We start from the raw sequence: 24,090 nt of genomic DNA on the forward strand, positions 1-24,090 counted from the left end.
GGAGGGTTTCCGTGTCCGGGAATCTCCTGCACGTCAACGCGACGGTGACCTGCCCGCACGGAGCACGGGCCACGGTCCTGCCCGCGCAGGCCAGGGTCGTCGTGAGCGGCAACTACGCCGCGTCGGTGGCCGACCAGTACACCATCAGCGGCTGCCCGTTCACGGTGGCCAACAAGCCGCAGCCGTGCGTGACGATCCGCTGGGTGGCGCCGTCCACCCGGATCAGGATCAACGGCTCGCCGGCCGTCCTGCGCTCCTCGACGGGCCTGTGCCAGAGCCCCGAGCAGGTGCCGCAGGGGCCGCCGAACGTCTCCGTGGTCCAGCCGCGGGCGGTGGGCCGATGACGGGGCGAGGCGGCATCACGGGACCGAGGGCGCCCGGCGCCGGCCCGCGCCGGACCGACATCGCCTTCCCGTTCCGGATCGGCAGCCGGGGCCGCACCGCGGAGGCCGGCTACGACGACCATGTGCGGGACATGATCGAGCAGTTGCTGTTCACCAGCCCCGGCGAGCGCGTGATGCGCCCCGACTTCGGCTGCGGACTGCTCGACCTGGTCTTCGCGCCCAACAGTCCCGAGCTGGCCTCCGCCCTCCAGCTGACGGTGCAGGCGGCGCTGCAGCGCTGGCTCGGCGACGTCATCGAGGTGGAGTCCCTCGACGTGGAGAGCGAGGAGAACGTGGTGCGGGTGCACCTGGTCTATGTGGTGCGCCGGACCGGATCGCGCCGCGTCGAGGAGTTCGAAGGGCGGGGAGCGGCGTGAGCGGCGGGGCAACGACCGGGAACTGCGCCACCGAGCGCAGACGCGCCGACGTCCGGCGCGCGCATCTCAACGGCGTCGACGGGATCGAGGTCTCGGACGACGGACGCACGCTCACCGTCACCTTCCTCGGCAAGGCGCCCTCGCCGTGCCACATCGGCCCGCACAACATCCGCATCGACGGCGGCCGCCGCATCACCGGCATCCGCGCCGTCGAGGTCACCGTCGAGGCGGAGGAGGACCCCGAGCTCGACGACCGCATGCTCGTCACCCTCGACCGGGCCGGGGACACCTCCCGCTACCGGCTGGGCGTGGTCGAGGCCGACCCGTACGGGCGGCCGGGCGAGGAGCCGTACCGGGGCTTCGACCCGCGCTACCACCAGGCCGAGTTCGGCTTCGACAGCTCGTGCCCCACGACGTTCGACTGCCGCGCCGCCGAGCCGTGCCCGCCGGAGCCCGCGTCCCGCCCGGTCATCGACTACACCGCGCGCGACTACGAGAGCCTGCGCCGCCTGGCCCTGGACCGGATGACGCTCACCGCCCCCGACTGGGCCGAGCGGCACGTCCCGGACCTGGGGGTGACCCTGGTCGAACTGCTCGCCCACACCGCCGACAACATCGCCTACCAGCAGGACGCGGTCGCCACGGAGGCCTACCTCGACACCGCCCGGCGCAGGGTCTCCGTACGACGGCACGTCCGGCTGATCGACTACCCGATGCACGACGGGTGCAACGCCCGCGCGTTCGTGGCCCTGGAGGTGGACAGCGCCCTGACGCTGGAGGCCGGCACCTTCCGGTTCGCCGCCGTGGACGTCAGCGGACTCGGGTCGCAGGAACGGCCGGACCTGGGCGCGGTGATACCCGACGGGGAACTCGACGCGCTCACCGAGAACGCCCTGGTGGAGGTGTTCGAACCGCTCGGCGGGTGCGACCTCGAGCTGCGCCCGGAGCACAACGCCGTGCGCCTGTGGACCTGGGGCGACGAGGAGTGCTCCCTGCCCAGGGGCGCGACCTCGGCCACCCTGCGCGACGAGTGGTGCGACGGGGACGGCAAGAGCGGAGAGGAGGGCGAGGAGCGGGAGCGCGCCCTCGCGCTGCGCCCCGGCGACGTGCTGATCGTCGAGGAGGTGCTCGGCCCGCGCACCGGCGCCCCCGCCGACGCCGACCCGGCCCACCGGCAGGCCGTCCGGCTCACCTCGGTCACCCCGCTCGTGGACGAGCTGTACGACCAGCCCGTCGTCGAGGTGACCTGGTCGGAGGCCGACGCGCTCACGTTCCCGGTGTGCCTCTCCAGCCGCGGCGGCACCGACTGCGCGCCGCTGGGCGACGTCAGCCTCGCCCGCGCCAACGTCGTCCTGGTCGACCACGGCCGCTCGCTCACCCACTGCGACGGCGCTCCCGAGGTCGTCCCCGTGCCGCCGGGGCCCGTCGTCGTGCCCGGGTGCGAGCCGCCGTCCGGCTGCGGCGACCGCGCGGAGCCCACCGGGCCCGCCGCGGCCGTTCACCACCTGCTGGACCGCACCCGGGCGGGGCACCAGCTGGAGCCCGACGACGTCCGCGAGCTGCAGCACGTCGTGGGCGAGCCGGCCGTGGCCCGGGCCGGCCTCGGCCTCCACCTGGCCCCCGGCCTCGACGGCGACGAGCGGGTCGCGCCGCCCGGCGCCGACGCGCAGGCCGCCGCCCTGGAGACCCTGCTCGCCCAGACCGGCTACCCGCTCGTGCCGGGCAGGTTCCGCCCCGTCCTGCACTACGCGCCGGTCACCCAGGCCACCCCGTACCCCGCCCCCGGGCACGTCGCCGAGGGCCAGGCCGATCTGCTCGCCGGCGTGCCCGAGCGGCTGCGGCTGCGCCTGGAGGAGCTGTGGCGGCAGGTGTGCGACGGCGAGGAGCTGACCCGGGAGCAGACCGACGAGCTGACGGTCGTCTTCGGCGCCCGTACCCTCGACCGGCTGCACCTGGGCCAACGGCCCGCCCACGCCCTGCGCGAGCTGTCGGCCCGCCGCGAGCGGCTGCTGGCGGGCAAGCTGCGCCGCCTGTCCGTGCTCGTCGCCCGGGCCCGCGCCGGAGGCGTCCTCGACCGCCGCGTCGCCTGGGAGGTGCGGCACAGCTGGGGCGAGGCGTACGCCGACGGGATCGACCCCGCCGACCCCCGCCTCGCCGGGCCCGCCACGGCGATCGTCCAGGACCCCCGCTCCGCCCTGCCCGCCGTCACCGCCCGGACCGGGCGGAAGACCTGGCGGCCCCGCCGCGACCTGCTCTCCAGCGGGCGCCGGGACCGGCACTTCGTCGGCGAACTGGAAGACGACGGGACGCTCGCGCTGCGGTTCGGCGACGGCACCCACGGCGCCGCGCCGCCGTCCGGCTCCCGCATGGAGATCGCGTACCGGATCGGCGACGGCACGGCGGGCAACGTCGGCGCCGAGGCCATCAACCACCTCCTGCTGTGCCGCTCCGGCTCGCCGGACGTCATCCGGGTGCGCAACCCGCTGCCCGCCGCCGGCGGCACCGGCCCCGAGTCGCTGGAGGACGTACGCCAGTTGGCGCCCCTGGCGCCGAGGCGGACCCGGCTGCGGGCCGTGACCGCCGAGGACTACGCCGAGCTGGCCGCCGGCGTCCCCGGGGTCCAGCGCGCCGCCGCCGACATCCGCTGGACCGGCGCCGCCCAGGAGGTCCACGTGGCCGTCGACCCGCTCGGCGCCGCCAGGCCCGGCCCCCTCCTGCTGGAGAGGGTCGGCCACGTCCTCGACGCCTACCGGCGCATCGGCCACGACGTGGTGGTCCTGCCCGCCCTCCTGGTCCCGCTCGACATCGCCCTCACCGTGTGCGCCGCCCCCGGGTACCAGCGCGGGCACGTCCTCGCCGAGCTGCGCAGGGTGCTGGGCACCGGCACCCTCCCCGACGGCCGGGCCGGCTTCTTCCACCCGGACGCCCTCACCTTCGGCGAGCCCGTACGCGTCAGCCGGCTGGTCGCCGCGGCCGCCGGCGTCCCCGGAGTGGTGAGCGTCCAGGCGACCCGGCTGCGCCGCCTGCACCACCAGGAGGACGGCGAACTCGACGCCGGAATCCTGCGACTGGGCCCGCTGGAGATCGCCCAGTGCGACAACGACCCGGACCGGCCCGAGAACGGCCGGCTCGCCATCGAGATCGGAGGCGGCCGATGAGCGGCCGATGCGACTGCGGCTGCCGGGGCACCGGGACGGCCACCCCCGCCGAGGTCACCAATCCTCCCGGGCTCGGCGCCATCCGCTACCGGGTCGGCACCCACGGGGAGTTCCTGTCCTCCATGCTGGCCCGGCTGTCCGGGCCCGCCTACCCGGCGCTGCGCGACCTGACCGTACGCACCCCCGACGACCCGGCCGTCGCCCTGCTCGACACCTGGGCCGTCCTGGGCGACCTGCTCACCTTCTACTCCGAGCGGATCGCCAACGAGGGCTACCTGCGCACCGCCACCGAGGACGCCTCCCTCACCCTGCTCGGCAGGCTCGTCGGACACCGGCCCCGCCCCGGCGTGGCCGCCGGCACCTTCCTCGCCTACACCCTCGACCAGGACCCGCGTCCCGGCCAGGAGACGCCCGTGGTGATCCCCCGGGGCGCCCGCAGCCAGAGCGTGCCAGGGCCGGGGGAGGACCCGCAGTCCTTCGAGACCTCGGAGGAGCTGACGGCCCGCTGGTCGTGGAACGAGCTCGCCGTGCGGCGCCGCCGCCCCTACCAGGTGACGCCGCGGCTGCTGGCGGAGCGCACCGAGCTGTTCGTCGCGGGCACCGCGAACAACGTCAAGCCCGGCGACCAGCTGCTGTTCGTGTTCAGCGCCGAGGAGTCCGCCCGCGACAAAAGGTTCCTGCGCACCGTTCCCCACGTCCGGCTCGACCGCGAGAACGACGTGACCGTGATCGGCCTGCCGGTCTCCGGCCAGCCGTCGCTCAAGGGCCTGCGCGAGGAACTGGCGAAGTGGATCACGCCGTCCGAGAAGGAACCGCCCAACCCACGGCCCAAGGCGAGCCGCCTCGTCGACCGGTTCGACGAGGACGTCCTCGCCCCCCTGCGCCGGGACCTCGAGACGCTCAAGACCGCGAGCGCGTTCGCCGACCGGCTGACCGCCGACGTGCAGCGGGCGCACGAGGCCGCCGAACTCGCCCGCCCCTACCGGGAGATCGCCCGCTGGTTCGAGACCCTGGCCGCGACGTTCACCGCGCTGACCGGACGGGCCCGCGCGCTGGAGCCGCCCCAGCCGGCGGACGCCACGCCCGAACCGCCGCGGCCGCCCGGCGGGATCCGGACGCCGCTGTACGACGGGCTGCGCCTGGGGAACGACCCGGCACGCGAGGACGGCGCGCGGGAGGACGGCGGGCAGGAGAGCACGCCGGCTGCCGGTCCGCTCCACGCGGCGGTCAAGGGCCTGGGCGCCCTGCTGCCCGCGCTGCGCACCACGCCCGTACGCCCCCCGGTCAACGCCCGCCACCTCGCCCGCGATCCCGAGCGCCTCTACGCCCCCGGCTCGGACATCGGCGCCCAGCTGCTGGCCGCGCTCGACCCCAGGCTCCGCGAGGGCCTGAACGACGCCTGGCGGCGGGTGGACCTCACCGCCCCGTCGGCGCTGTCCACGGTGCAGGTCATGAGGGTCACCGCGACCCCCTTCGGGGCGACGGCCCCGCTGATCCCCCGCTACAAGGACAACCAGATCGCCTACTACGAGGACTGGCCCCTCAAGGGGAACATGTCGCTCGACACGACGGTCACCTACGACAAGGACGGCAGCGTCCCGGCGGCCATCAGGTTCACCTACTCGGTGGCCGAGGGCGCGTCGCCGCCCAGGGACCTCACGCTGCGCACCGACCGGGAGATGAACGAGAAGGTCCCCGACGTCGGGCCGGGTGACGTGCGGGTGCGCACCAAGCTGCCGCCCCGCCAGCCGGTGCCCGACGAGCCGGACCCCGGCGCCGCCCCGCCCCCGGACCCGCACGAGCTCGGCGTCTCCGCGGAGATGCTGCCCCGGCTGCCCCGGGCCACGGTGTTCGTCTCCCGGCCCGACGACCACAACAAGGTGCTGGTGACGGTCACCGACGGCGCCGGCACCGTGCGGATCCTCCTCGGCCCCGAGGAGCTCGGCGCCGTGCAGACGCTCGGCACGCTCAAGATCACCGCCGAACGCCGCAAGCCCGCCGATCTGCCCGCCGCCGTCAGCGTGACCATCGCCACCCAGCTGGAGGTCACCGACCGCAACAAGCTCGCCCTCGACGCCGTGTACGAGGGCATCGCCCCGGGCAGCTGGATCGCCATCGAGCGGCCGCGCAAGGGCAGCCCGGGACAGATCCCCGGCGGCAAGGAGTTCGCCCAGGTCGTCACCCGGGTCACCGATGTGCGGGTGCTCTCCCGCGCCGCCTTCGGCATCTCCGGCAAGGTCACCGAACTCACGCTCAAGGACGACTGGCTCGACGCCTTCGACGTCAATCTGTCGCACATCAGGGACGCCACGGTGCACGCCCGCGGCGACGTCCTGCGCCTCGCCGAGGAGACGGTGACCGAGGACGTCCACGGCAATGAGATCGAGCTGGCCGGGCTGTACGACGGGCTGGCACCCGGCCGCTGGGTGGTGTTCAGCGGCGAGCGCACCGACATCCCCGGCACCGCCGGCGTGCGCGGCACGGAGCTCGCCATGATCGCCGGCGTCGAGCAGCGCGTCGACCCCGCACGTCCTGGCGACGCCGTGCACACCCTGCTCGTCCTCACCGCGGACCTCGCCCACCGCTACCGGCGCGAGAGCCTGCGCGTCTTCGGCAACGTGGTCGCGGCCACCCACGGCGCCACCCGCGACGAGCCGATCGGCAGCGGCGACGCGGGCAGGGCCAACCAGTCGTTCGTGCTGTGGCAGTCCCCGCTGACCTGGCTCGCCGACGAGAACCCGCTGGGCGCCCGGAGCACCCTGGAGATCAGGGTGGACGGCGTGCTCTGGCACGAGGTGGACAGCCTCGCGGGCCGCGGCCCGCGGGAACGCGTCTACGTCACCGGCACCACCGACACCACCGGCACCGCGGACCCCGCCACCGCCGGCCGCGTCACCGTCACCTTCGGCGACGGCACCCACGGCGCGCGCCTGCCCACCGGTCACGAGAACGTCCGCGCCCGCTACCGCATCGGCGTCGGCAGGTCCGCCAACGTCAAGGCGGGGCGCGTCACCCAGCCCACCACCCGGCCGCTGGGGGTCAGCGCGGTGGTCAACCCGCTGCCCGCCACCGGCGGCGCCGACCCGGACGGTCCCGGGCTCGCCCGCCGCAACATCCCGCTGGCCGTCACCGCGCTCGACCGCCTCGTCTCCGTCAGGGACTACGAGGACTTCGCCCGCTCCCGGGCGGGGATCGGCCGGGCGAGCGCCCGGGAGGTCTTCGACGGCACCCGGCGCCGCGTGCACGTCACCGTCGCGGGCGTCGACGACATCGCCCTCGGCGACGACTCCGACATCGTGCGCACCCTGCGGGCCTCCCTCGCCGCCCACGGCGACCCCCGGGTGCCGGTCACCGTGGCCGTACGGGAGCTGGTGCTGCTCGTCGTCGCGGCCAACGTCAAGGTGCGTCCCGACCACACGTGGGACCTGGTGGAACCGGCGGTGCGCCGGGCGCTGACCGTCCGGCTCGGCTACCCGGCGCGCGAACTCGGGCGGCCCGCCTACCTGTCGGAGGTCCTGGCCACGGCCCAGTCCGTGCCGGGCGTGGAGTACGTGGACGTGGACGCGTTCACCGGCATCCCCGGCAGCCTCACCCCCCAGGGGCTCGAGAAACTGCCGGAGCGGCTCGGGCGCCCCCAGCCGGTGGTGGACGCCCGGCTCGCCGCGTACCACGAGGACCGCTACACGGTCTCGCCGCCGGCCCCGCAGACCACCGAGACCCTCACCGAGGTGGCCGCGAAGAACGGCATCACCGTCGCCGAACTGCTGCGGCTCAACCCCGGCATCACCGACACCCGGCCGCTGCCGAAGGGCCGCACGGTGTTCGTCTTCCGCGGCATCCGCCCGGCGCAGTTCGCGCTGCTCTCCCCGGACGTGCCGGACACACTGATCCTTAAGGAGGCACGGGCGTGAACCGTGAGCCCGACGGCCTGCTGGAGCTGCTGCCGCAGTGGCACCAGCTGCGTGATGCCGAGGCGGGGGAGCCGCTGCGCGCCCTGCTCGCCGTGATCGCCGAGCAGGTCGACCTGGTGCGCTCGGGCGTGGAACAGGGCTACGAGGACTGGTTCATCGAGACCTGCGCCGACTGGGTTGTGCCCTACCTCGGCGACCTCGTCGGCTACCGGATCCTGCCCGGGTACGAGGAGGTGCTGACCACCGGCCTGTCCCCGGGCGGCCCCGGCGGCACCGCGGCCGCCTCCCGCCGGCGCCTGGCGGCCCGGCTCGCCCCCCGCCGCGACGTCGCGGAAACCGTCGCCAACCGGCGGCGCAAGGGCACCCTGGCGCTGCTGGAGCAGCTGTCGGCGTCGGTGGCGGAATGGCCGGCCCGGGCGGTGGAGTTCTCCCGGCTGCTGTCCGCCCACCAGCCGGTGCGCCTGTTCGGCGCGGACCAGGAGGCGGCGGGCGCGGCCCGCCTGGCCCGGGGGCGGCTGCTCGACGTCCGCGACGGCGCGGCCCTGGACCTGCTCGGCGGGGCCTTCGACCCGGCCGCCCACAGCGCCGACGTGCGGCGGGCCGGCTCCGCGCGCCGCAGGGGCGGCTACACCCCGGCCGGCGTCGGCCTGTTCGTCTGGCGGCTGGGGGCCTACCCGGTCACCCGTGCCCCCGCCTACTGCATCGACCGGGCCCGCAACCTCTACACCTTCTCCATCCTCGGCAACGACAGCCCGCTGGTGGTGAAGCCGGAGCCGGAGCCCTCGGCGTCGCACCTGGCGACCATGGACAACGTCCCCGCCTTCATCCGCCGCCGGCAGCTCGCCGACCGGCTCACCGACCACTACGGCCCCGGCCGGTCGTTCACCATCTGGCGGGACGGCGGCGACGAGCCGGTGCCGCCCGCCGACATCGTCGTGGCCGACCTGTCCGGCTGGCACTACCGGCCCCGGCGCGGCCAGGTCGTCGTCGACCCGGAGCTCGGCCGGATCGCCTTCGGCGCCCGCACCGCCCCCCGGCACGGGGCGTGGGTCAGCTACCACTACGCGTTCAGCGACGACACCGGCGGCGGGGAGTACCCCCGCGACCGCGACACCCCGCCGCGGGCGACGGTCTACCGGGTCGGGCCCGACGGCCCCCACGAGCGCATCATGGACGCCTACGAGCAGTGGCGCTCCGACGGCGGCGCCGAGGCCGTCATCGAGATCACCCACAGCGGCGCCCACCAGGAGCAGCTGGACTTCGACCTGTCCCCCGGGGAACGGCTGGAGGTGCGGGCGGCCGAGGGCGCCCGGCCGGTGATCCGCCTGCTCGACTGGTACAGCAACCGGCCCGACGCGCTCAACATCCACGGCAACCCCGGCGACGGGCCGGGGCCGCGCGTCGTCCTGGACGGGCTGCTCGTCACCGGACGCGGCATCAACGTCACCGGCCCCGTCGGGTCCGTCGTCCTGCGGCACTGCACGCTGGTGCCGGGCTGGTCGCTGGAGCCGCGCTGCGAGCCGCACTCGCCGCAGGAGCCCAGCCTGGTCCTGGAGTGCACCACGGCCTGCGTGGAGATCGAGCGCAGCGTGCTGGGCACCATCGAGGTCGTCGGCGACGAGGCCGGCACCGATCCGCTGCGGATCCACATCTCCGACAGCGTCCTGGACGCCACCGGGGACGACATCGAGGCCCTGTCCGGGCCCGAGTGCCGGCACGCCCACGCCGTGCTGCACGCCCACCGCACCACCGTGATCGGCGAGGTCCACGTCCACGCCGTCGACATCGCCGAGGACAGCGTCTTCACCGGACGCGTCAGCGCCGCCCGGCGCGGCATCGGCTGCGTGCGCTTCAGCTACGTACCGCCGGGCTCGCGCACGCCCCGCCGCTACCACTGCCAGCCGGACGGCGTGCGCGCCGCCGTGCGGGAGAGGGCCGGGAAGGGCGAGGTGGACCCGAAGGACGTCCCCGAGCTGCAGGACGCCGAGGCGGCCCGGGTGCGGCCGGTGTTCACCAGCGTCCGCTACGGCACCCCGGCCTACGCCCAGCTGGCCGACGGCTGCGCGCCGGAGATCGGCCGGGGCGCCGAGGACGGGTCCGAACTCGGCGCGTTCCACGAGCTCTTCCAGCCGCAGCGCGAGGACAGCCTGCGCGCCCGGCTGGAGGAGTTCGCCCCGGCCGGCACCGACGCCGGGATCATCCACGTCACCTGACCCTGCCCGACGGGCACCTTCCCAGAGGAACCCACACATGCACGCAGACCTCTCCCGTCTCACCTTCCGGCCCGCCAAGCACTACTCCGGCGTGCTCGCCCAGCAGGGCCGGGTCCAGCTCGACGCCGACGCCAACGAGCAGGCCGCGATCCAGCAGCACCAGGCGCGCACCCTGGCCGCCGACCTGATCGGGCAGCACGGCGGCCCCCACGGCGCGGCCGGCTTCCGCATCGCCTACTGCCGGGGCGACAACAAGCTCGACGACCTCGCCGTCCACGGCGGGCGCTACTACGTGGACGGCATCCTGTGCGACGCCGGCCGGCCGCCGGCGGGGACGCCCGCCGGAACACCCGCAGGGCAGGGCTCCGAGCCGAAGTCCGCCGACCGTCCCGCGCCCGAGGGCGAGGCGGGCGGCGAGGCGGAGGGCGGCCAGGGCCCCTGCGACGACCCCGCCGTCTGGACGTACTGGAACCAGCCCGACGCCTACCGCGACCCCGAGAAGCCCGCCGACCGGCTGCCGGCGCAGTTCCCGTACCTGGTCTACCTCAAGGTGTGGGAGCGGACGGTCACCGCGGCCGAGGACCCCGAGATCCGGGAGGTGGCCCTCGGCGCCGCCCTCCCGGACACGGCGGCCAGGATCAAGACGGTCTGGCAGGTGCTGCCGCTGGCCGCCGCCGACCTGACCGTGCCCCAGAACCCGACGGCCGCGCAGGTCCGCGAGGCGTTCCGCAGCTGGGCCGGCGCACGCCGCGCCCCGGCCGCGTCCGCCGCGTTCCGCGCCGAGCGCCCGGAGCGCTCCGACGAGGAGCCGTGCCTGACCCGGCCCGAGTACCGCTACCGGGGCCCGGAGAACCAGCTGTACCGCGTGGAGATCCACACCGGGGGGACGGCCGAGACCGCCACCTTCAAGTGGTCCCGGGAGAACGGCTCCGTCGTCTTCCCCATCGCCGCGCTCGACGGCACCTGGGTGGAGCTCGACACGCTCGGTCCGGACGACAAGCTGGACCTGAACGCCGGCGACCGGGTGGAGCTCGCCGACTCCGCCTACACCAGCCGCGGCGAGCCCGCCGACCTGCTGCGGGTGGAGGAAGTGGACGTCCCCGGGCGCCGGGTGAGGCTGAACGCCGAACCGGGGCCGGGCACCGGCAGGCTGCCGGGCCTGCACCCCTTCCTGCGCCGCTGGGACCACCGCGCCCCCGGCGCGCGCGGCACCGCCCGGCAGCACCGCGACGGCACCCTCAAGGTCGTCGAGGGCACGTGGCTGGACCTGGAGGACGGTCTGCAGGTCTGGTTCGAGCCCGGCGGCCGCTACCGCTCCGGCGACCACTGGAGCGCGCCCGCCCGCACCGCCACCGGCACGGTGGAGTGGCCGGCGGCGGCCGACCGCCGGCCGCTGCTGCAGCCCCCGGCGGGCATCGACGTCCACTACGCCCCGCTGGCCTGGGTGGGGGCCGAGGGAGCGGTGACCGACCTGCGGCACACGTTCCGCCCGCTGGCCGTGCCCGTCGAGGCCGCCTCGGCGGAGTGAGGGCCCGGACGGGCCCTCACTCGTTCAGCCCGCTTCATCAAGGAGGAAAGCAATGGCACAGCCCTTATCAGCCGACCGACTCGTCGCGGCGCTCCGCGAGGAGGGCCTGAGGGTCGTGGAGCACCGCAGCTGGCGCACCCACAACCGCAACGGCAAGGGCCCGTGGGGCCCCATGCACGGCGTGGTCGTCCACCACACCGTCTCCTCGGGCACCATGAGCTCGGTCGACCTCTGCTACGACGGCTACGACGAGCTGCCCGGCCCGCTCTGTCACGGCGTCATCGTCAAGGACGGCACCGTCTACCTCGTGGGCAACGGCAGATCCAACCACGCCGGGCTCGGGGACGGCGACGTCCTCGACGCGGTCATCGCCGAGCGGCCGCTGCCCGAGCCCAACGAGAACGACACCGACGGCAACGCCCGCTTCTACGGCTTCGAGTGCGTCAACCTCGGCGACGGCAAGGACCCCTGGCCCGCCGCCCAGCTCGAGGCCATCGAGAAGGCGTCGGCCGCCCTCTGCCGGGCCCACGGCTGGACCGAGCGCTCGGTGATCGGCCACAAGGAGTGGACCAACACCAAGAACGACCCGCTGGGCTTCACGATGGCCTCGATGCGCTCCCGGATCGGCGCCCGCCTCAAGAGGAAGCCGGACGGTCCCCTGCCGAACCCGCCGCAGGGCCAGTACGAGCCCTTCCCCGGCAGCGACTTCTTCCGCGCGGGCCGGCGCAGCGCCCTGATCACCGCCATGGGCAAGCGGCTCGTGGAGGAGGGATGCGGCCGCTACGAGGAGGGCCCCGGCCCGGAGTGGACGGAGGCCGACCGCACGTCGTACGCGGCCTGGCAGCGCAAGCTCGGCTACTCCGGCTCGGACGCCGACGGCATACCGGGCGAGACGAGCTGGACGAAGCTGAAGGTGCCCAGGTCCTGAAGGCCGCCCCCTGCGCGGAACGGTGAGACGGCACCGTCTGAGCGGCACCTGAACACCGCCCCGGGCACCCGGGCCGACCCCGGCCCGGGCCGCCTGGTGTTCTAAGGTCGCCGTAGCGGCTTGTCGATCACTTCCATGGGAGCGCACGGATCATGAGCACACACTTCGACGTCGTCGTCCTGGGCGCGGGCCCGGGGGGTTACACCGCGGCGGTCCGCTCCGCCCAACTCGGCCTGCGGGTCGCGGTGATCGAGGAGAAGTACTGGGGCGGGGTGTGCCTCAACGTCGGATGCATCCCCTCCAAGGCGCTGCTGCGCAACGCGGAACTCGCGCACACCGTCACCCGCGAGGCCAAGACCTACGGGATCAAGGTCGAGGGCAGCATCAGCTTCGACTACGGCGAGGCGTTCAAGCGCAGCCGCAAGGTGGCGGACGGCCGCGTGAGCGGCGTGCACTACCTGATGAAGAAGAACGGCATCACCGAGTACGACGGCCGGGGCACCTTCACCGACGACCGCACCCTCCAGGTGGCGCTGTCGGCCGGCGGCACCGAGACCGTGACGTTCGACCACTGCGTCATCGCCGCCGGTGCGACGACGCGCCTGCTGCCCGGCACCTCGCTCAGCGACCGCGTGGTCACCTACGAGGAGCAGATCCTCACGGACCGGCTGCCGGAGAGCATCATCATCGCGGGCGCCGGCGCGATCGGCGTCGAGTTCGCGTACGTCCTGCACAACTACGGCGTCCAGGTCACCATCGTCGAGTTCCTCGACCGGCTCGTGCCGCTGGAGGACGCCGACGTCTCGGCGGAACTCGCCAAGCAGTACCGCAAGCTGGGCATCAAGGTCCTCACGTCGACCCGGGTGGAGTCGATCGACGACACCGACCCGGCGGCCAAGGTCCGCGTCACCGTCACCCGCGACGGCGCTCAGGAGGTCCTCGAGGCCGACAAGGTCCTCCAGGCCATCGGCTTCGCCCCGCGCGTGACCGGCTACGGCCTCGAGAGCACCGGCGTGCGGCTGACCGAGCGCGGCGCGATCGACGTGGACGCGCGCGGCCGCACCAGCGTGCCGCACATCTTCGCCATCGGCGACGTCACCGCCAAGCTGATGCTGGCCCACGCCGCCGAGGCGATGGCCATGGTGGCCGCCGAGACGATCGCGGACGCGGAGACCATGGAGCTCGACTTCACCATGATCCCGCGCGCCACCTACTGCCAGCCGCAGATCGCCAGCTTCGGCTGGACCGAGGCCCAGGCGCGGGAACAGGGCTTCGACGTACAGGTGGCCAAGTTCCCCTTCTCGGCGAACGGCAAGGCCCACGGCCTCGGTCACCCCACCGGCTTCGTGAAGGTCATCAGCGACGGCCGCCACGGCGAGCTGCTCGGCGCCCACCTGATCGGCCCCGAGGTCACCGAACTGCTCCCCGAGCTGACCCTGGCCCAGCAGTGGGACCTGACGGTCCACGAGGTCGCCCGCAACATCCACGCACACCCCACGCTGGGCGAAGCGGTGAAGGAGGCCGTGCACGGCCTCGCCGGCCACATGATCAACATGTAGCGCGCCGTGCCCGCCGGGCCTCGCGCGCGAGAGCCCGGCCCGGCGCGCGAGCGAAGTGCGCACTCTGCGATATGTCGTCCCGGCCGCCCCGGCCGGGACGATCGGGCCCCGCGCGGTCGAGCGGTCGACGTTTTCGGAGTGGTTGTGGTCAAGACGATCGTCAGTGAGGCCCTGCCGGGTCTCCGTGGTGTCCTCAGTACCCGGGAAGCCGATCTCGACGCCGCCGCGCGGGACTTCGGCAACCGGGTGCGGCGGCGGCCGCTCGCCGTGCTGCGTCCCGCCGACGCGGGCGACGTGGCGGCGGTCGTACGGTTCGGCCGCGAGCACGGGATCACGGTGGTGCCCCGGGGCGCCGGGCACGCGGTCGACGGGCAGGCCCAGGCGCGGGACGGGATCGTCGTCGACCTCGGCTCGCTGGACCGGGTGCGCCCGGCGGGGCCGGACGCGGTCGCGGTGGGCGCCGGGGCCCGGTGGGACGCGGTCGCCGACGCCGTCCTGCCCGGCGGGCGCACGCCCCCCGTGGTGCCGGACCACCTCGGGCTGACCGTCGGCGGGACGCTGTCCGCCGGCGGGTTCGGCGGCACCAGCCACCGCCACGGCAGCGTGGCCGACACCGTCCACGACCTCGAGGTCGTCACTCCGGACGGGGAACGGGTCACCTGCTCGCCGACGAAGGACCCCGCGCTCTTCGACGCGGTGCGGGGCACCCAGGGCGAGCACGGGATCATCACCCGCGCCACCCTCGCGCTGACGCGGGCCCGCGGCGCCGCCCGCCGCTACCTGCTCCCGTACCACGACCTCGGCACGTTCCTCGCCGACCAGCGGCGGCTGATCGAGGACGGGCGCTTCGACCACGTCGAGGGCCAGGCCCGTCCCGCCGGGGACGGGGAAGGGGCGGGCTGGGTCTACGTCCTGGAGGCCATGGCCGCCTTCGACCCGCCGCACGAGCCCGACGACCGGGCGCTGCTCGCCGGCCTCGCGCACCGCCGCGGCGCCGAGGAGACCGGGACCAGCGGCTACGGCGACTTCCTGCGACGGGCAGCCCCGCTGGAGGCACGGATGCGCGAGGCCGGGTCGTGGCAGGACGACCCGCATCCCCGCTGCAACGTCCTGCTGCCGGGCCGGCACGCCGAGGACGTCATCGCCGCCACGCTCGCCGGCCTCACCGCCGCCGACATCGGACCCGGCGGCGGCGTCCTGATCTATCCGGTGCCCACCGAACGGATCCTCGCCCCCAACGTGCCGAAGGCGAGCGGCGACGCCGTCACCGTCCTCTTCGGGCTGCAGCGCACCGCGCCGCGCGGGGAACCCGGCACCCTCGAGCGGATGGAACGCGGCAACGCGGCCCTGCGCGAGACGGCCGCGGGAGTCGGCGGCGTCGGCTACACCGCAACCACCGCCTTCCACGAGGAGCGGGCGAGGCGGGCGTAGGCCTTTCGGCCACGACGTAAGCCTGTCGGCCCGACGTGCGTCCTCCCGCTACGACGTGAGTCCGCCCGTTACGACTTGAGCTCGTCGACGATGGTGTCGACGACGTGCACGGCCAGCCGGTCGACCATGGCGCGGTCCTGCCCCTTGAGCGGGCCGCGGGTCGCCAGGTCGGCGAAGCCGTGGACCATCGACCAGCACACCCATTCGGCGTTGACCCGCCGCTCGGGGGTGAGCGCGCCGGCGGCGACCATCTCGTCGAGGGCGTCGAGCAGCAGCTGGTAGGGCGGCGCGACGCGGTCGTCGACGGTGACGGGCGGACCGTCGCCCTCGCCGTCGGCCTCGTCCCGGGTCAGGATGGCGACCTCGAACCAGCCGGGTTCGCGGAGCGCGAAGTGGATGTAGCCCAGGCCGACTCCGCGCAGGTTCCGCACGGCGCGGGCGGCGCGGTCGGCGCCCGGGGCGTCGTCCCCGGCGACGTCCATCCGGTCGCGCATGGCGTGGGCGAGCCGGTCCTGGGCCTCGGCGGCGACGGCGAGGACGAGGGCCCGCCGGTCGGCGAAGTGGCGGTAGGCGGCGTTCGGGGTGACCCCCACCGAGCGGGTGACCACCCTCAGCCCCAGCGCGCCGGCCCCGCCCTCGCGTGCGAGTCTCACCCCGGCCTCCACCAGCGCGGCGCGCAGGTCGCCGTGGTGGTACGAGCGCGAGCGCGTGTCTTGGCTCATGGTCCGCAATTCCTCCCCGGCTCAGTGTACAGGGTGAACATCGCTGGTCAGCGGCCCGACAACGGCCACGGGCGGTGTCCGGGGAGCCGTCCTGGCGCGATGCGGAGGGCGTTTGAGCACGTCAGGAGAAGACGGCGCCGATGTCGGCATGGAAGCGTTTGAGGGGAGCGGAATCACCGCTTTTCGAATGTTCGAACACCGATGGAGGGAGCCGGGTTTGGAGTCGCGCGAGCCGTTCGAGCCGCTCGAGTCAGCGAAGCGGCGGGACCCGCCGGGGTCGCCGACATGAGCGGCGGCGCGTCGCCCAGGGCGCTGACGCTGCGCGTGACGGCCAAGGACGCCGTCGCCGACGGCGTGGTCGTCCTCGAGCTCGCCCACCCCGACGGCGACCGGCTGCCGGACTGGACGCCCGGCGCGCACATCGACCTCGTCCTGCCGTGCGGGGTCACCCGCCAGTACTCCCTGTGCGGGGACCGGTGGGACGCGTACCGCTACCGGATCGCCGTGCTGCGCGAGCCGGACGGCCGGGGTGGCTCGGCGTACGTGCACGACCGGCTCCGGACCGGTGACCGCGTCGGCGTGGGTGGCCCGCGCAACAACTTCCCGCTGGTGCCGGCGAAGCGCTACCTGTTCGTCGCGGGAGGCATCGGCATCACCCCGCTGCTGCCGATGCTCCACCAGGCACGGCTGGTCGGGGCCGAATGGGACCTCCTCTACGGCGGTCCGCGCCGCCGGTCGATGGCGTTCCTCGACGAACTGGCCGGCTACGGCGACCGCGTCCACGTCCTGCCCGAGGAGGAGCGGGGCAGGCCCGACCTCGGGGCCTGGCTGGGGGAGGTGTGCGAGGGCCTGCGGGTGTACTGCTGCGGCCCGGCCGGGCTGCTCGCCGCGGCCGAGGCCGCGTGCGCCCACTGGCCCGCCGCGACGCTGCGGACCGAGCGGTTCACCGCCCGCGAGCAGCAGGCGCCGGTGCGGGACGCGCCGTTCGAGGTCGTCCTGGCCCGCACCGGGGCGCGGGTGACCGTCGCCCCCGGCACGACCGTGCTGGACGCCGTGCGTTCGGCCGGCGCGGACGTGCTGTCCTCATGCCGGGAGGGCACCTGCGGCACCTGCGAGGCCGCCGTGGTCGCCGGTGTGGTGGACCACCGGGACGCCCTGCTCACCGACGACGAACGCGCCGCGGGGGACCGCATGTACCCCTGCGTCTCCCGCTCCTGCGGCGACCGGCTCGTACTGGACCTGTGACGCGTACCGGACCCGAGACGACGGAGGTCGCGAACCATGACCGAGACCCTCGACACCGGGGCGACCGCCACCGGATCGTCCCTGCCCGTCATCGACACCGACCCCTTCGGCCCCGAGGTGCTGACGGACCCGCTGCCGCTGGACGCCGCGCTGCGCGAGGCCGGGCCGCTGGTGTACCTGAGCGCGCGCGACATCTACGCGGTGGCCCGCCACGAGCACGTGTACGCGGCGCTGCGCGACTGGCAGGGCTTCCAGTCGGGTGCCGGAGTGGGCCTGTACAACTTCCGTACGCAGAAGCCCTGGCGGCCGCTGAGCGCGCTGGTGGAGGCCGACCCGCCGCACCACGACGCCCCGCGCCGGGTGCTGTCCGCCCTGCTCGGGCCCCGCACGCAACGCCGGCTGCGCGAGGAGTGGACGGTGGCCGCCCATGAGCTCGTCGACAGACTGCTGGGCACGGGCGGCGGGGACGGACGGGCCGGCTCCGTCGTCGAGTTCGACGCCGTGACCTCGCTCGCGGAGGCGTACCCGCTGCGGGTGTTCCCGGACGCGCTCGGCATTCCCGACGAAGGCCGCGAGAAGCTGCTGCCCTTCAGTGACTTCCTGCTCAACGCCTTCGGCCCGCGCAACGAGCTCGTCGCCAGGGACGCGCCGCGGGCGAGGGAGCTCTCGGACTGGGTCGTCGCCCACTGCGAGCGCGAAGCGCTCGCCGAGGGCGGGTTCGGGGCGGCGATCTGGGCCGCGGCCGACCGGGGCGAGATCACTCCCGAACAGGCGCCCCAGGTGGTGCGCTCGCTGTTCGCGGCCGGCGTCAACACCACCGTGCACGCGCTCGCCGCCGTGCTGTACGCGCTCACCACCCATCCCGCGCAGTGGCGGCGGCTGCGCGCCGAACCGGCCCTGGTGCGGGTGGCGTTCGACGAGGCGGTGCGCTGGGGGTCGCCGGTGCAGACGTTCTTCCGCACGGCGACCGCGACCGCCCGGGTCGACGGCCTGGTGGTGCCGGACGGTGCGAAGGTCCTGCTGTTCCTCGGCGCCGCCAACCGCGATCCCCGGCGCTGGGCCGACCCCGACGCGTACGACCTGTCCCGCGACCCGTCCGGGCACGTGGGCTTCGGCTTCGGCATCCATCAGTGCGTGGGCCAGAACCTCGCGCGCCTGGAAGCCGAATGCCTGCTCACCGCCCTCGTCGAACGGGTGGCCGAGCTGGAGCCCGCCGCGCCCGCCCGACGTCGCCTCAACAACACGCTGAGGGCCTGGGATTCGATTCCGGTTCGGGCCCGCATCGCACCGTAGTGCGGGGGCCACGACGTTCCCGTCTGTGTGTTTGCCTCGCTCATCGATGCGATATACGGTGTGAACACAGCTGATGTGGACAGTGTGAACTCCCGTCCTCATCGCGCGGCCGGCCGAGCGTCATCTCGCAGGCGCACAACGCTGATCAAGGGAGAAATCGCGTGACCACGGTCAATTCGAGTGCGGCGGCGGATGATGCCGAGGTCCCCCGGTCGGAGGCGGACCCTCGACGGTGGCTGGTGCTGGCCCTCTTATCGGGCCTGCAGTTCATGATCCTTCTTGATATGACCGCGGTGAACGTGGCGTTACCGCAGATCCAGACCGGACTCGGCTTCTCCGCGGCCGGCCTGGCCTGGGTCGTCAACGGCTATGTGCTGGCGGCGGGCGGCCTGTTGATGCTCGGCGGCCGGCTGGCCGACGTCTTCGGCCGGCGGCGGCTGCTGGTGACCGGCGTGGTCGTCTTCGCGGTCTCCTCGGCGGTGTCCGGAGCGGCCGTCGACCCCTGGATGATGATCGTGGGCCGGGTCGGCCAGGGCACCGCCGAGGCGCTCGCCGCCCCCGCCTCCCTCGGCCTGATCGCCCTGCTCTTCAGCGACCCGAAGGAGCGCACCAAGGCGCTCGGCATCTGGGGCGGCATCATCGGACTGGGCAGCACCGTGGGCTCCGTCGTCTCCGGCCTCCTGACCGACCTGGCGTCCTGGCGCTGGATCTTCTTCATCAACCTGCCCGTCGCCGTGCTCGTCCTCGTGCTGGTTCCCCGGCTCGTGACCGAGAGCCGCATGGTGCGGGAGAAGGACCAGGCGCCCGACATCCTCGGCGGTCTCACGCTCACCCTGGGCCTGACCGGCGTCGTCTACGGCCTGCTGCACGCGGCCGACCACTCCTGGGGCTCCACGACGGTGGTGGTCCCGCTCGTCGCCGGCGTCGCGCTGCTCGTGGCGATGCTCCTCATCGAGCGCCGCGCCAGGAACCCCCTCATCCCGCTGGGCTTCTTCGCCAACCGCACCAGGTCGGTCGTCAACGTCGCCACGCTCTTCTTCATGGCCGCGTTCATCTCCTACAGCTTCATGCTGACCCTCTTCGAACAGCAGGTGCTGGACTACTCCCCGCTGGTCAGCGGGCTGGCCTGGCTGCCGCTGAGCGTCGCCATCGGAGCCGGCATGGGCCTGGGCACGGCGCTGATCCCGCGCCTGGGCATCCGCACGGTGGCCGCGATCGGATACATCGGCGCCGGCGTCGGCCTCTTCATCACCAGCATGATCGACGTGGACAGCACCTACCTCGGCGGGATCCTGCCGGGCATGGCGGTGTTCGGGCTGTTCGCGGGCGCCAGCATGCCGGCCGCGACCAACGCCGCGCTGCACGGGGTCACCGTCCAGGACTCCAGCCTGGCCTCGGGCGTACAGAGCACCATGCAGCAGATCGGCAGCGCGCTCGGCGTGGCCATCCTGGTGGCCCTCGCGATCCGGCACGCCGGCGACGCCATCGGGAGCGGCACGCGCCCCGACGTCGCGACGACGGACGGCTACGGACTGGCCATCCGCATCGGCGGGGCGCTGATCGTGGTCGGCGGAATCCTCCTCGCGGCGCTGCTGGAGAAGGTCGACACCAAGCTGCGGGACCCGATGGCCGAGCGCCTCGCGGACGCCCGCTGATGAGGGCCGCCGGGAGGTCCGCGACCGCTCGGCGGCCTGCCCAGCCGAGCCGGAAGGGGCGAGCGGCATGAATGCCGTACCGGCCGACCCGGCCGCCGACAGCCGGGCCGCGCTGCTCGCCGTCGACGCCGACCACCTGTGGCACCCCTGGTCGCCGAGCCGCGTCAGCCCGGACACCGTCGTCGCGGTGTCCGGGCAGGGCTGCGAAGTGCGCGACGCGGACGGCCGCCGCTACCTCGACGCCAAGTCCTCGGGCCTCAACGCGACGCTCGGCTACGGCTGCCGCCCCGTCATCGACGCGGTCGGCGCCCAGCTGTCCCGCCTGATGACCTACGACATGGGCGAGGGCGCCAACGTGCCGGCCATCAGGCTGGCGCGGCGCATCGCGGAGCTGACGGGGCCGCCCCTGACCCGTACCTTCTTCTGCAACAGCGGCTCCGAGGCGATGGAGACGTGCATCCGGATCGCCCGCTTCTACCACGCGGTCCTCGGAGCGCCGGAACGCCACCTCGTCGTCTCGTTCGAGAACGCCTACCACGGCGCGACCATGGCCGCCGCCGCGTGCTCGGCGGGCTCGTCGCCCGTGGCGAAGGAACTGACGCCCGCCGGCTTCGTCACCCTGCCTCGGCCCGGCCGGGACGCCGACGGGGCCGGGGCCCTGGAGGACTTCCTCGCCCGGCACGGCGACCGCACCGCGGCGGTGCTCGTCGAGCCGGTCCAGTCACGCGGCGGCCACGTCCTGTCCGACGCGTCCCTGCGCGCCGTACGGGAGCTCTGCGACCGGCACGGAGCGCTGCTGGTCCTCGACGAGGTGACGACCGGATTCGGCAGGACGGGCCGGATGTTCGGCTACCAGCACGCCGGGATCTGCCCCGACCTGCTGGCCACCAGCAAGGGACTGGCGGCCGGGTACGTGTCGCTCGCCGCGGTCACCACGACGGAGCAGGTCTTCGACGTCTTCGACGCGAACAGGACGAAGGCCGGCTTCGTCCACGGCCACACCCACTCCGGCCACGCCGCCGCCTGCGCGGCGGGACTCGCGGTGCTCGACGTCCTCGAGTCCGAGGGCCTGCTCGCCAACGCCGAGGCACGCGGCGCCCAGTTGCTGGCCGCCCTGGAGGAGACGCGCCCGCTGCCGTACGTCCGGGACGTACGCGGCCGCGGGCTGCTGGTCTCCCTGGAGCTGGACGGCTCGCGGCGCGCCGCGCGGGTGCGCGCGCACATGAAGGACGGCGGCGTCCTCGTCCGGCGCACCGGACCGAACGTCCTCGTCGCCCCGCCGCTGATCGTCACCCGTGACGAGACCGACCGGATAGCGGCCGCCCTGCTGGCCGCCGTGCGGGCGGCGGCGACCCCCGCACCCTGAACCACCGACCCGCCACCAAGACCGCCGGAACGCCACCAAGACCGCCGGAACGTCCCGGAGAACGACGGAACAAGGAGAACGCACCATGCCCGAGGCACCGAAGAACGCCCAGACCATCGACACGAAGTTCACGGCGACCGTCACCCAGGACAACAACAGCGGCTGGACCTGTGTGCTCATGCCCGGATCCAGCGAGTTCTTCGGCACGGGCAGGGCCGTCAAGGTCGCCGGAACCGTCGACGGGCACGCCTTCCAGGCCACCATGCTGCCGGTCGGCAACGGAGTCCACATGCTCCCGCTCAAGGCGGCGCTGCGGAAGGTCCTCGCCAAGGACCAGGGCGACGAGGTCACGGTGCACCTCGAGCAGCGCTTCAGCTGACCGGGCCCGGGCACCCTCCGCCCCCGACGGCGTGGCCCCGCCTTCGCGCGGGGCCGCACCGTCGGGGGCGGTGCTACGCCACCGGGCTGCCCAGCACCTTCCGCAGCACGTCGGCGAACTCCTCGGGCCGCTCGAGGAAGCCGACGTGCTCGCCGGGGAACTCCACCGGCAGCGAACCGAGCAGCTCGCACAGCGCCATGGACGTCCGGTACGTCTCCAGGCCCCCGGAGTCGGCGCCGATGCCGACGACGACGCGCGCCGGACCGGCCGTGAGCGCACCGGTCGTGGGCACGTAGCGCGTGGTGTGCCGCAGTTCGTGGGCGAAGAAGCGGGCGCCGTCCACGAGATCCGCGGGCGAGGGCTCGTCCGGCACGGCCGCCGGGGCGTCGCCGCCGTCACCGGCGTCGAGTCCGGATCCGGCCATGAACTTCCGCCAGGCCGCCTCCGGCCCGTCCCGGTGGAACGTCTCCACGATGTCGTCGACCATGGCGCGCCGGGCGGCGGCGTCGGGCAGCAGCTCCAGCAGCGGAGGCTCGTGCGCGACGAGGGTGCGCACCCGCCCGGGGTGCCGCTCCACCAGCGCGAGCCCGGTCACCGCGCCGCCGCTGCTGCCGAACACGTCGGCCGTGTCGGCGCCCACCACGTCCAGGAGGGCGGCGACGTCGTCCGCCCGCAGCTCGGGGGTGGAGTCCTGCTCGGGGTCGTCGAGGGCGCTGCCCGCGATGCCGCGCGGGTCGTGGGTGACGACGGTGTAGTCGGCCGCGAGCGCGCCGGCCAGCGGCGCGAAGGCGGCGAGGCCCATCGGGGAGCCCAGGAGCAGCAGCACCGGCCCCGCCCCGCGCACCTCGTAGCGCAGGCGCGCTCCCGGGACGCCGAGGGTCCGCGTCATCGTCATGGCCGGTGGTCCTTCCGTGAGCGGTCGTGGGCGACGACGCGGAGCGGGCCGCCGGCGGGGATCCGCCGCGCGCCCGTCCACCTTCCGTTCGTCACACCAGCTCAACGTTTCTGCAGCCCCTCAGGTCACTGCCGAGGAGCCGCGAAGGACACACCGGCCCGGGCGCCTAGCGGAAGACGCGCTCCATCACCCTGCGGCCGACGGGCCGCGGAGCGAGGTCGAGCGCCGCCGTCATCAGGCGCGTGATCCTGCCCGGGACGGTCACCGCGCGGCCGGCGTCCCACGCCCGCAGCGCCCCGGCCACCACCTCCCCGGCCGTGGTGTGCCCCGGGGTCTTCTCCACCCGGTCGCCCAGCCCGGCGACGTCGCCGAACTCCGTGACCGTCGGCCCCGGGCACAGCGCCATGGCCCGTACGCCGGTGCCCCGCAGCTCGCACGACAGCGCCTCGGCGAACGACAGCAGGAACGCCTTGCTGGCTCCGTACGCGGCCAGGTGGGGCGTGGCGACGAAGCCGAGCGTCGACGCCACGACGATGACGCCGCCCGAGCCGCGCGCGACCATCCGCGGCACCACCCGGGAGGTCAGGTCCACGCTCGCCATCACGTTCAGCCGCAGCATGCCGAGCGTGTCCGAGGGGTCCGTCTCGACGAACCTCCCGCGGATGCCCCGGCCGGCGTTGCAGACGAGCAGTTCGGCACCGCCGAGCTCCTCGGCGCGGGCGGCCACCGCCTCGGTGGCGCCGTCCGCGGTCAGGTCGCGGACCTCGGCGAACGCCCGCCCGTCCGAGCCGGCCTCGAGGGCCGCGAGGCGGTCGGCCCGCCGGGCCACGGCCAGGACCCGGTGGCCGCGCGCGAGCAGGACGCGGGTGAACTCCGCGCCGATACCGGAGGACGCCCCGGTGACGACGGCCAGTGGTGCATCAGACATGGTTGCTCCCAGGGGAGAGACGCCGGCGCACGATCGGTGTCTCGAAACTACGTCCCCCGGCCTACCGGCCGCTTCTCGCTGTGTGCCGTATGTGCAAGGGTGGCCGCGTGACCGGCGCC

At 74.3% G+C, this 24,090-nt stretch carries 17 protein-coding genes; 14 read left to right on the forward strand and 3 right to left on the reverse strand.

The features are described 5' to 3' along the window. The first annotated feature begins 11 nt into the window (after positions 1–11). The 9 genes from IE295_RS00730 to IE295_RS00770 all read left to right on the forward strand — a co-directional run bounded on the left by IE295_RS00730 (position 12) and on the right by IE295_RS00770 (position 15,488). On the forward strand, positions 12–344 hold the full coding sequence (locus IE295_RS00730) for a hypothetical protein (RefSeq protein WP_190061422.1): 333 nt from the start codon (positions 12–14) through the stop codon (positions 342–344). Further along, positions 341–760, forward strand: coding sequence for a GPW/gp25 family protein (locus IE295_RS00735; RefSeq protein ID WP_190061423.1), 420 nt, complete (start codon positions 341–343; stop codon positions 758–760). The genes IE295_RS00730 and IE295_RS00735 overlap by 4 nt, the downstream gene beginning before the upstream one ends. Beyond that, on the forward strand, positions 757–3,918 hold the full coding sequence (locus IE295_RS00740; RefSeq protein WP_224322931.1) for a putative baseplate assembly protein: 3,162 nt from the start codon (positions 757–759) through the stop codon (positions 3,916–3,918). The genes IE295_RS00735 and IE295_RS00740 overlap by 4 nt, the downstream gene beginning before the upstream one ends. Next, positions 3,915–7,829, forward strand: a complete 3,915-nt coding sequence (locus IE295_RS00745) for a putative baseplate assembly protein (RefSeq protein ID WP_190061424.1) — start codon at positions 3,915–3,917, stop codon at positions 7,827–7,829. Before IE295_RS00740 ends, IE295_RS00745 begins: the two co-directional genes overlap by 4 nt. Further along, complete coding sequence (locus IE295_RS00750; protein WP_190061425.1) at positions 7,826–10,042, forward strand: hypothetical protein; 2,217 nt, start codon at positions 7,826–7,828, stop codon at positions 10,040–10,042. The genes IE295_RS00745 and IE295_RS00750 overlap by 4 nt, the downstream gene beginning before the upstream one ends. Before the next feature lie 37 nt (positions 10,043–10,079). Further along, complete coding sequence (locus tag IE295_RS00755; RefSeq protein WP_190061426.1) at positions 10,080–11,570, forward strand: DUF6519 domain-containing protein; 1,491 nt, start codon at positions 10,080–10,082, stop codon at positions 11,568–11,570. Between the two features lie 52 nt (positions 11,571–11,622). After that, a complete protein-coding gene (locus tag IE295_RS00760; RefSeq protein WP_190061427.1) occupies positions 11,623–12,498 on the forward strand; it encodes a peptidoglycan-binding protein in 876 nt (291 codons plus the stop codon). Between the two features lie 152 nt (positions 12,499–12,650). Further along, positions 12,651–14,057, forward strand: a complete 1,407-nt coding sequence (lpdA, locus tag IE295_RS00765; RefSeq protein ID WP_190061428.1) for a dihydrolipoyl dehydrogenase — start codon at positions 12,651–12,653, stop codon at positions 14,055–14,057. 144 nt (positions 14,058–14,201) lie between these two features. Beyond that, on the forward strand, positions 14,202–15,488 hold the full coding sequence (locus tag IE295_RS00770) for an FAD-binding protein (protein WP_224322932.1): 1,287 nt from the start codon (positions 14,202–14,204) through the stop codon (positions 15,486–15,488). 68 nt (positions 15,489–15,556) lie between these two features. On the opposite strand, the gene IE295_RS00775 is transcribed toward IE295_RS00770, so the two are convergent. Further along, positions 15,557–16,210: a TetR/AcrR family transcriptional regulator gene (locus tag IE295_RS00775; RefSeq protein WP_190061430.1), complete on the reverse strand. Its 654-nt coding sequence runs from the start codon at positions 16,208–16,210 to the stop codon at positions 15,557–15,559. 285 nt (positions 16,211–16,495) lie between these two features. On the opposite strand from IE295_RS00775, the gene IE295_RS00780 reads away from it, so the two are divergent. The 5 genes from IE295_RS00780 to IE295_RS00800 all read left to right on the forward strand — a co-directional run bounded on the left by IE295_RS00780 (position 16,496) and on the right by IE295_RS00800 (position 22,148). Beyond that, positions 16,496–17,455 carry a PDR/VanB family oxidoreductase gene (locus IE295_RS00780; protein WP_190061431.1) on the forward strand — a complete coding sequence of 320 codons (960 nt, stop codon included), beginning with the start codon at positions 16,496–16,498 and terminating at the stop codon, positions 17,453–17,455. Between the two features lie 36 nt (positions 17,456–17,491). After that, positions 17,492–18,748 carry a cytochrome P450 gene (locus IE295_RS00785; RefSeq protein WP_190061432.1) on the forward strand — a complete coding sequence of 419 codons (1,257 nt, stop codon included), beginning with the start codon at positions 17,492–17,494 and terminating at the stop codon, positions 18,746–18,748. 161 nt (positions 18,749–18,909) lie between these two features. After that, positions 18,910–20,403 carry an MFS transporter gene (locus IE295_RS00790; RefSeq protein ID WP_224322933.1) on the forward strand — a complete coding sequence of 498 codons (1,494 nt, stop codon included), beginning with the start codon at positions 18,910–18,912 and terminating at the stop codon, positions 20,401–20,403. 67 nt (positions 20,404–20,470) lie between these two features. Continuing rightward, positions 20,471–21,769: an aminotransferase family protein gene (locus IE295_RS00795; protein WP_190061433.1), complete on the forward strand. Its 1,299-nt coding sequence runs from the start codon at positions 20,471–20,473 to the stop codon at positions 21,767–21,769. An 85-nt stretch (positions 21,770–21,854) separates the two neighbouring features. Further along, positions 21,855–22,148, forward strand: a complete 294-nt coding sequence (locus IE295_RS00800; RefSeq protein ID WP_190061434.1) for a DUF1905 domain-containing protein — start codon at positions 21,855–21,857, stop codon at positions 22,146–22,148. Positions 22,149–22,221: 73 nt separating this feature from the next. Here IE295_RS00800 and IE295_RS00805 read toward each other — a convergent pair whose 3' ends face one another. Further along, a complete protein-coding gene (locus tag IE295_RS00805) occupies positions 22,222–23,043 on the reverse strand; it encodes an alpha/beta fold hydrolase (protein WP_190061435.1) in 822 nt (273 codons plus the stop codon). 166 nt (positions 23,044–23,209) lie between these two features. Then, complete coding sequence (locus tag IE295_RS00810; RefSeq protein ID WP_190061436.1) at positions 23,210–23,971, reverse strand: SDR family NAD(P)-dependent oxidoreductase; 762 nt, start codon at positions 23,969–23,971, stop codon at positions 23,210–23,212. Positions 23,972–24,090: the final 119 nt, after the last annotated feature.

Source organism: Streptomyces griseocarneus, from assembly GCF_014655595.1.
In the GTDB taxonomy this organism is placed as follows: domain Bacteria; phylum Actinomycetota; class Actinomycetes; order Streptomycetales; family Streptomycetaceae; genus Streptomyces; species Streptomyces griseocarneus.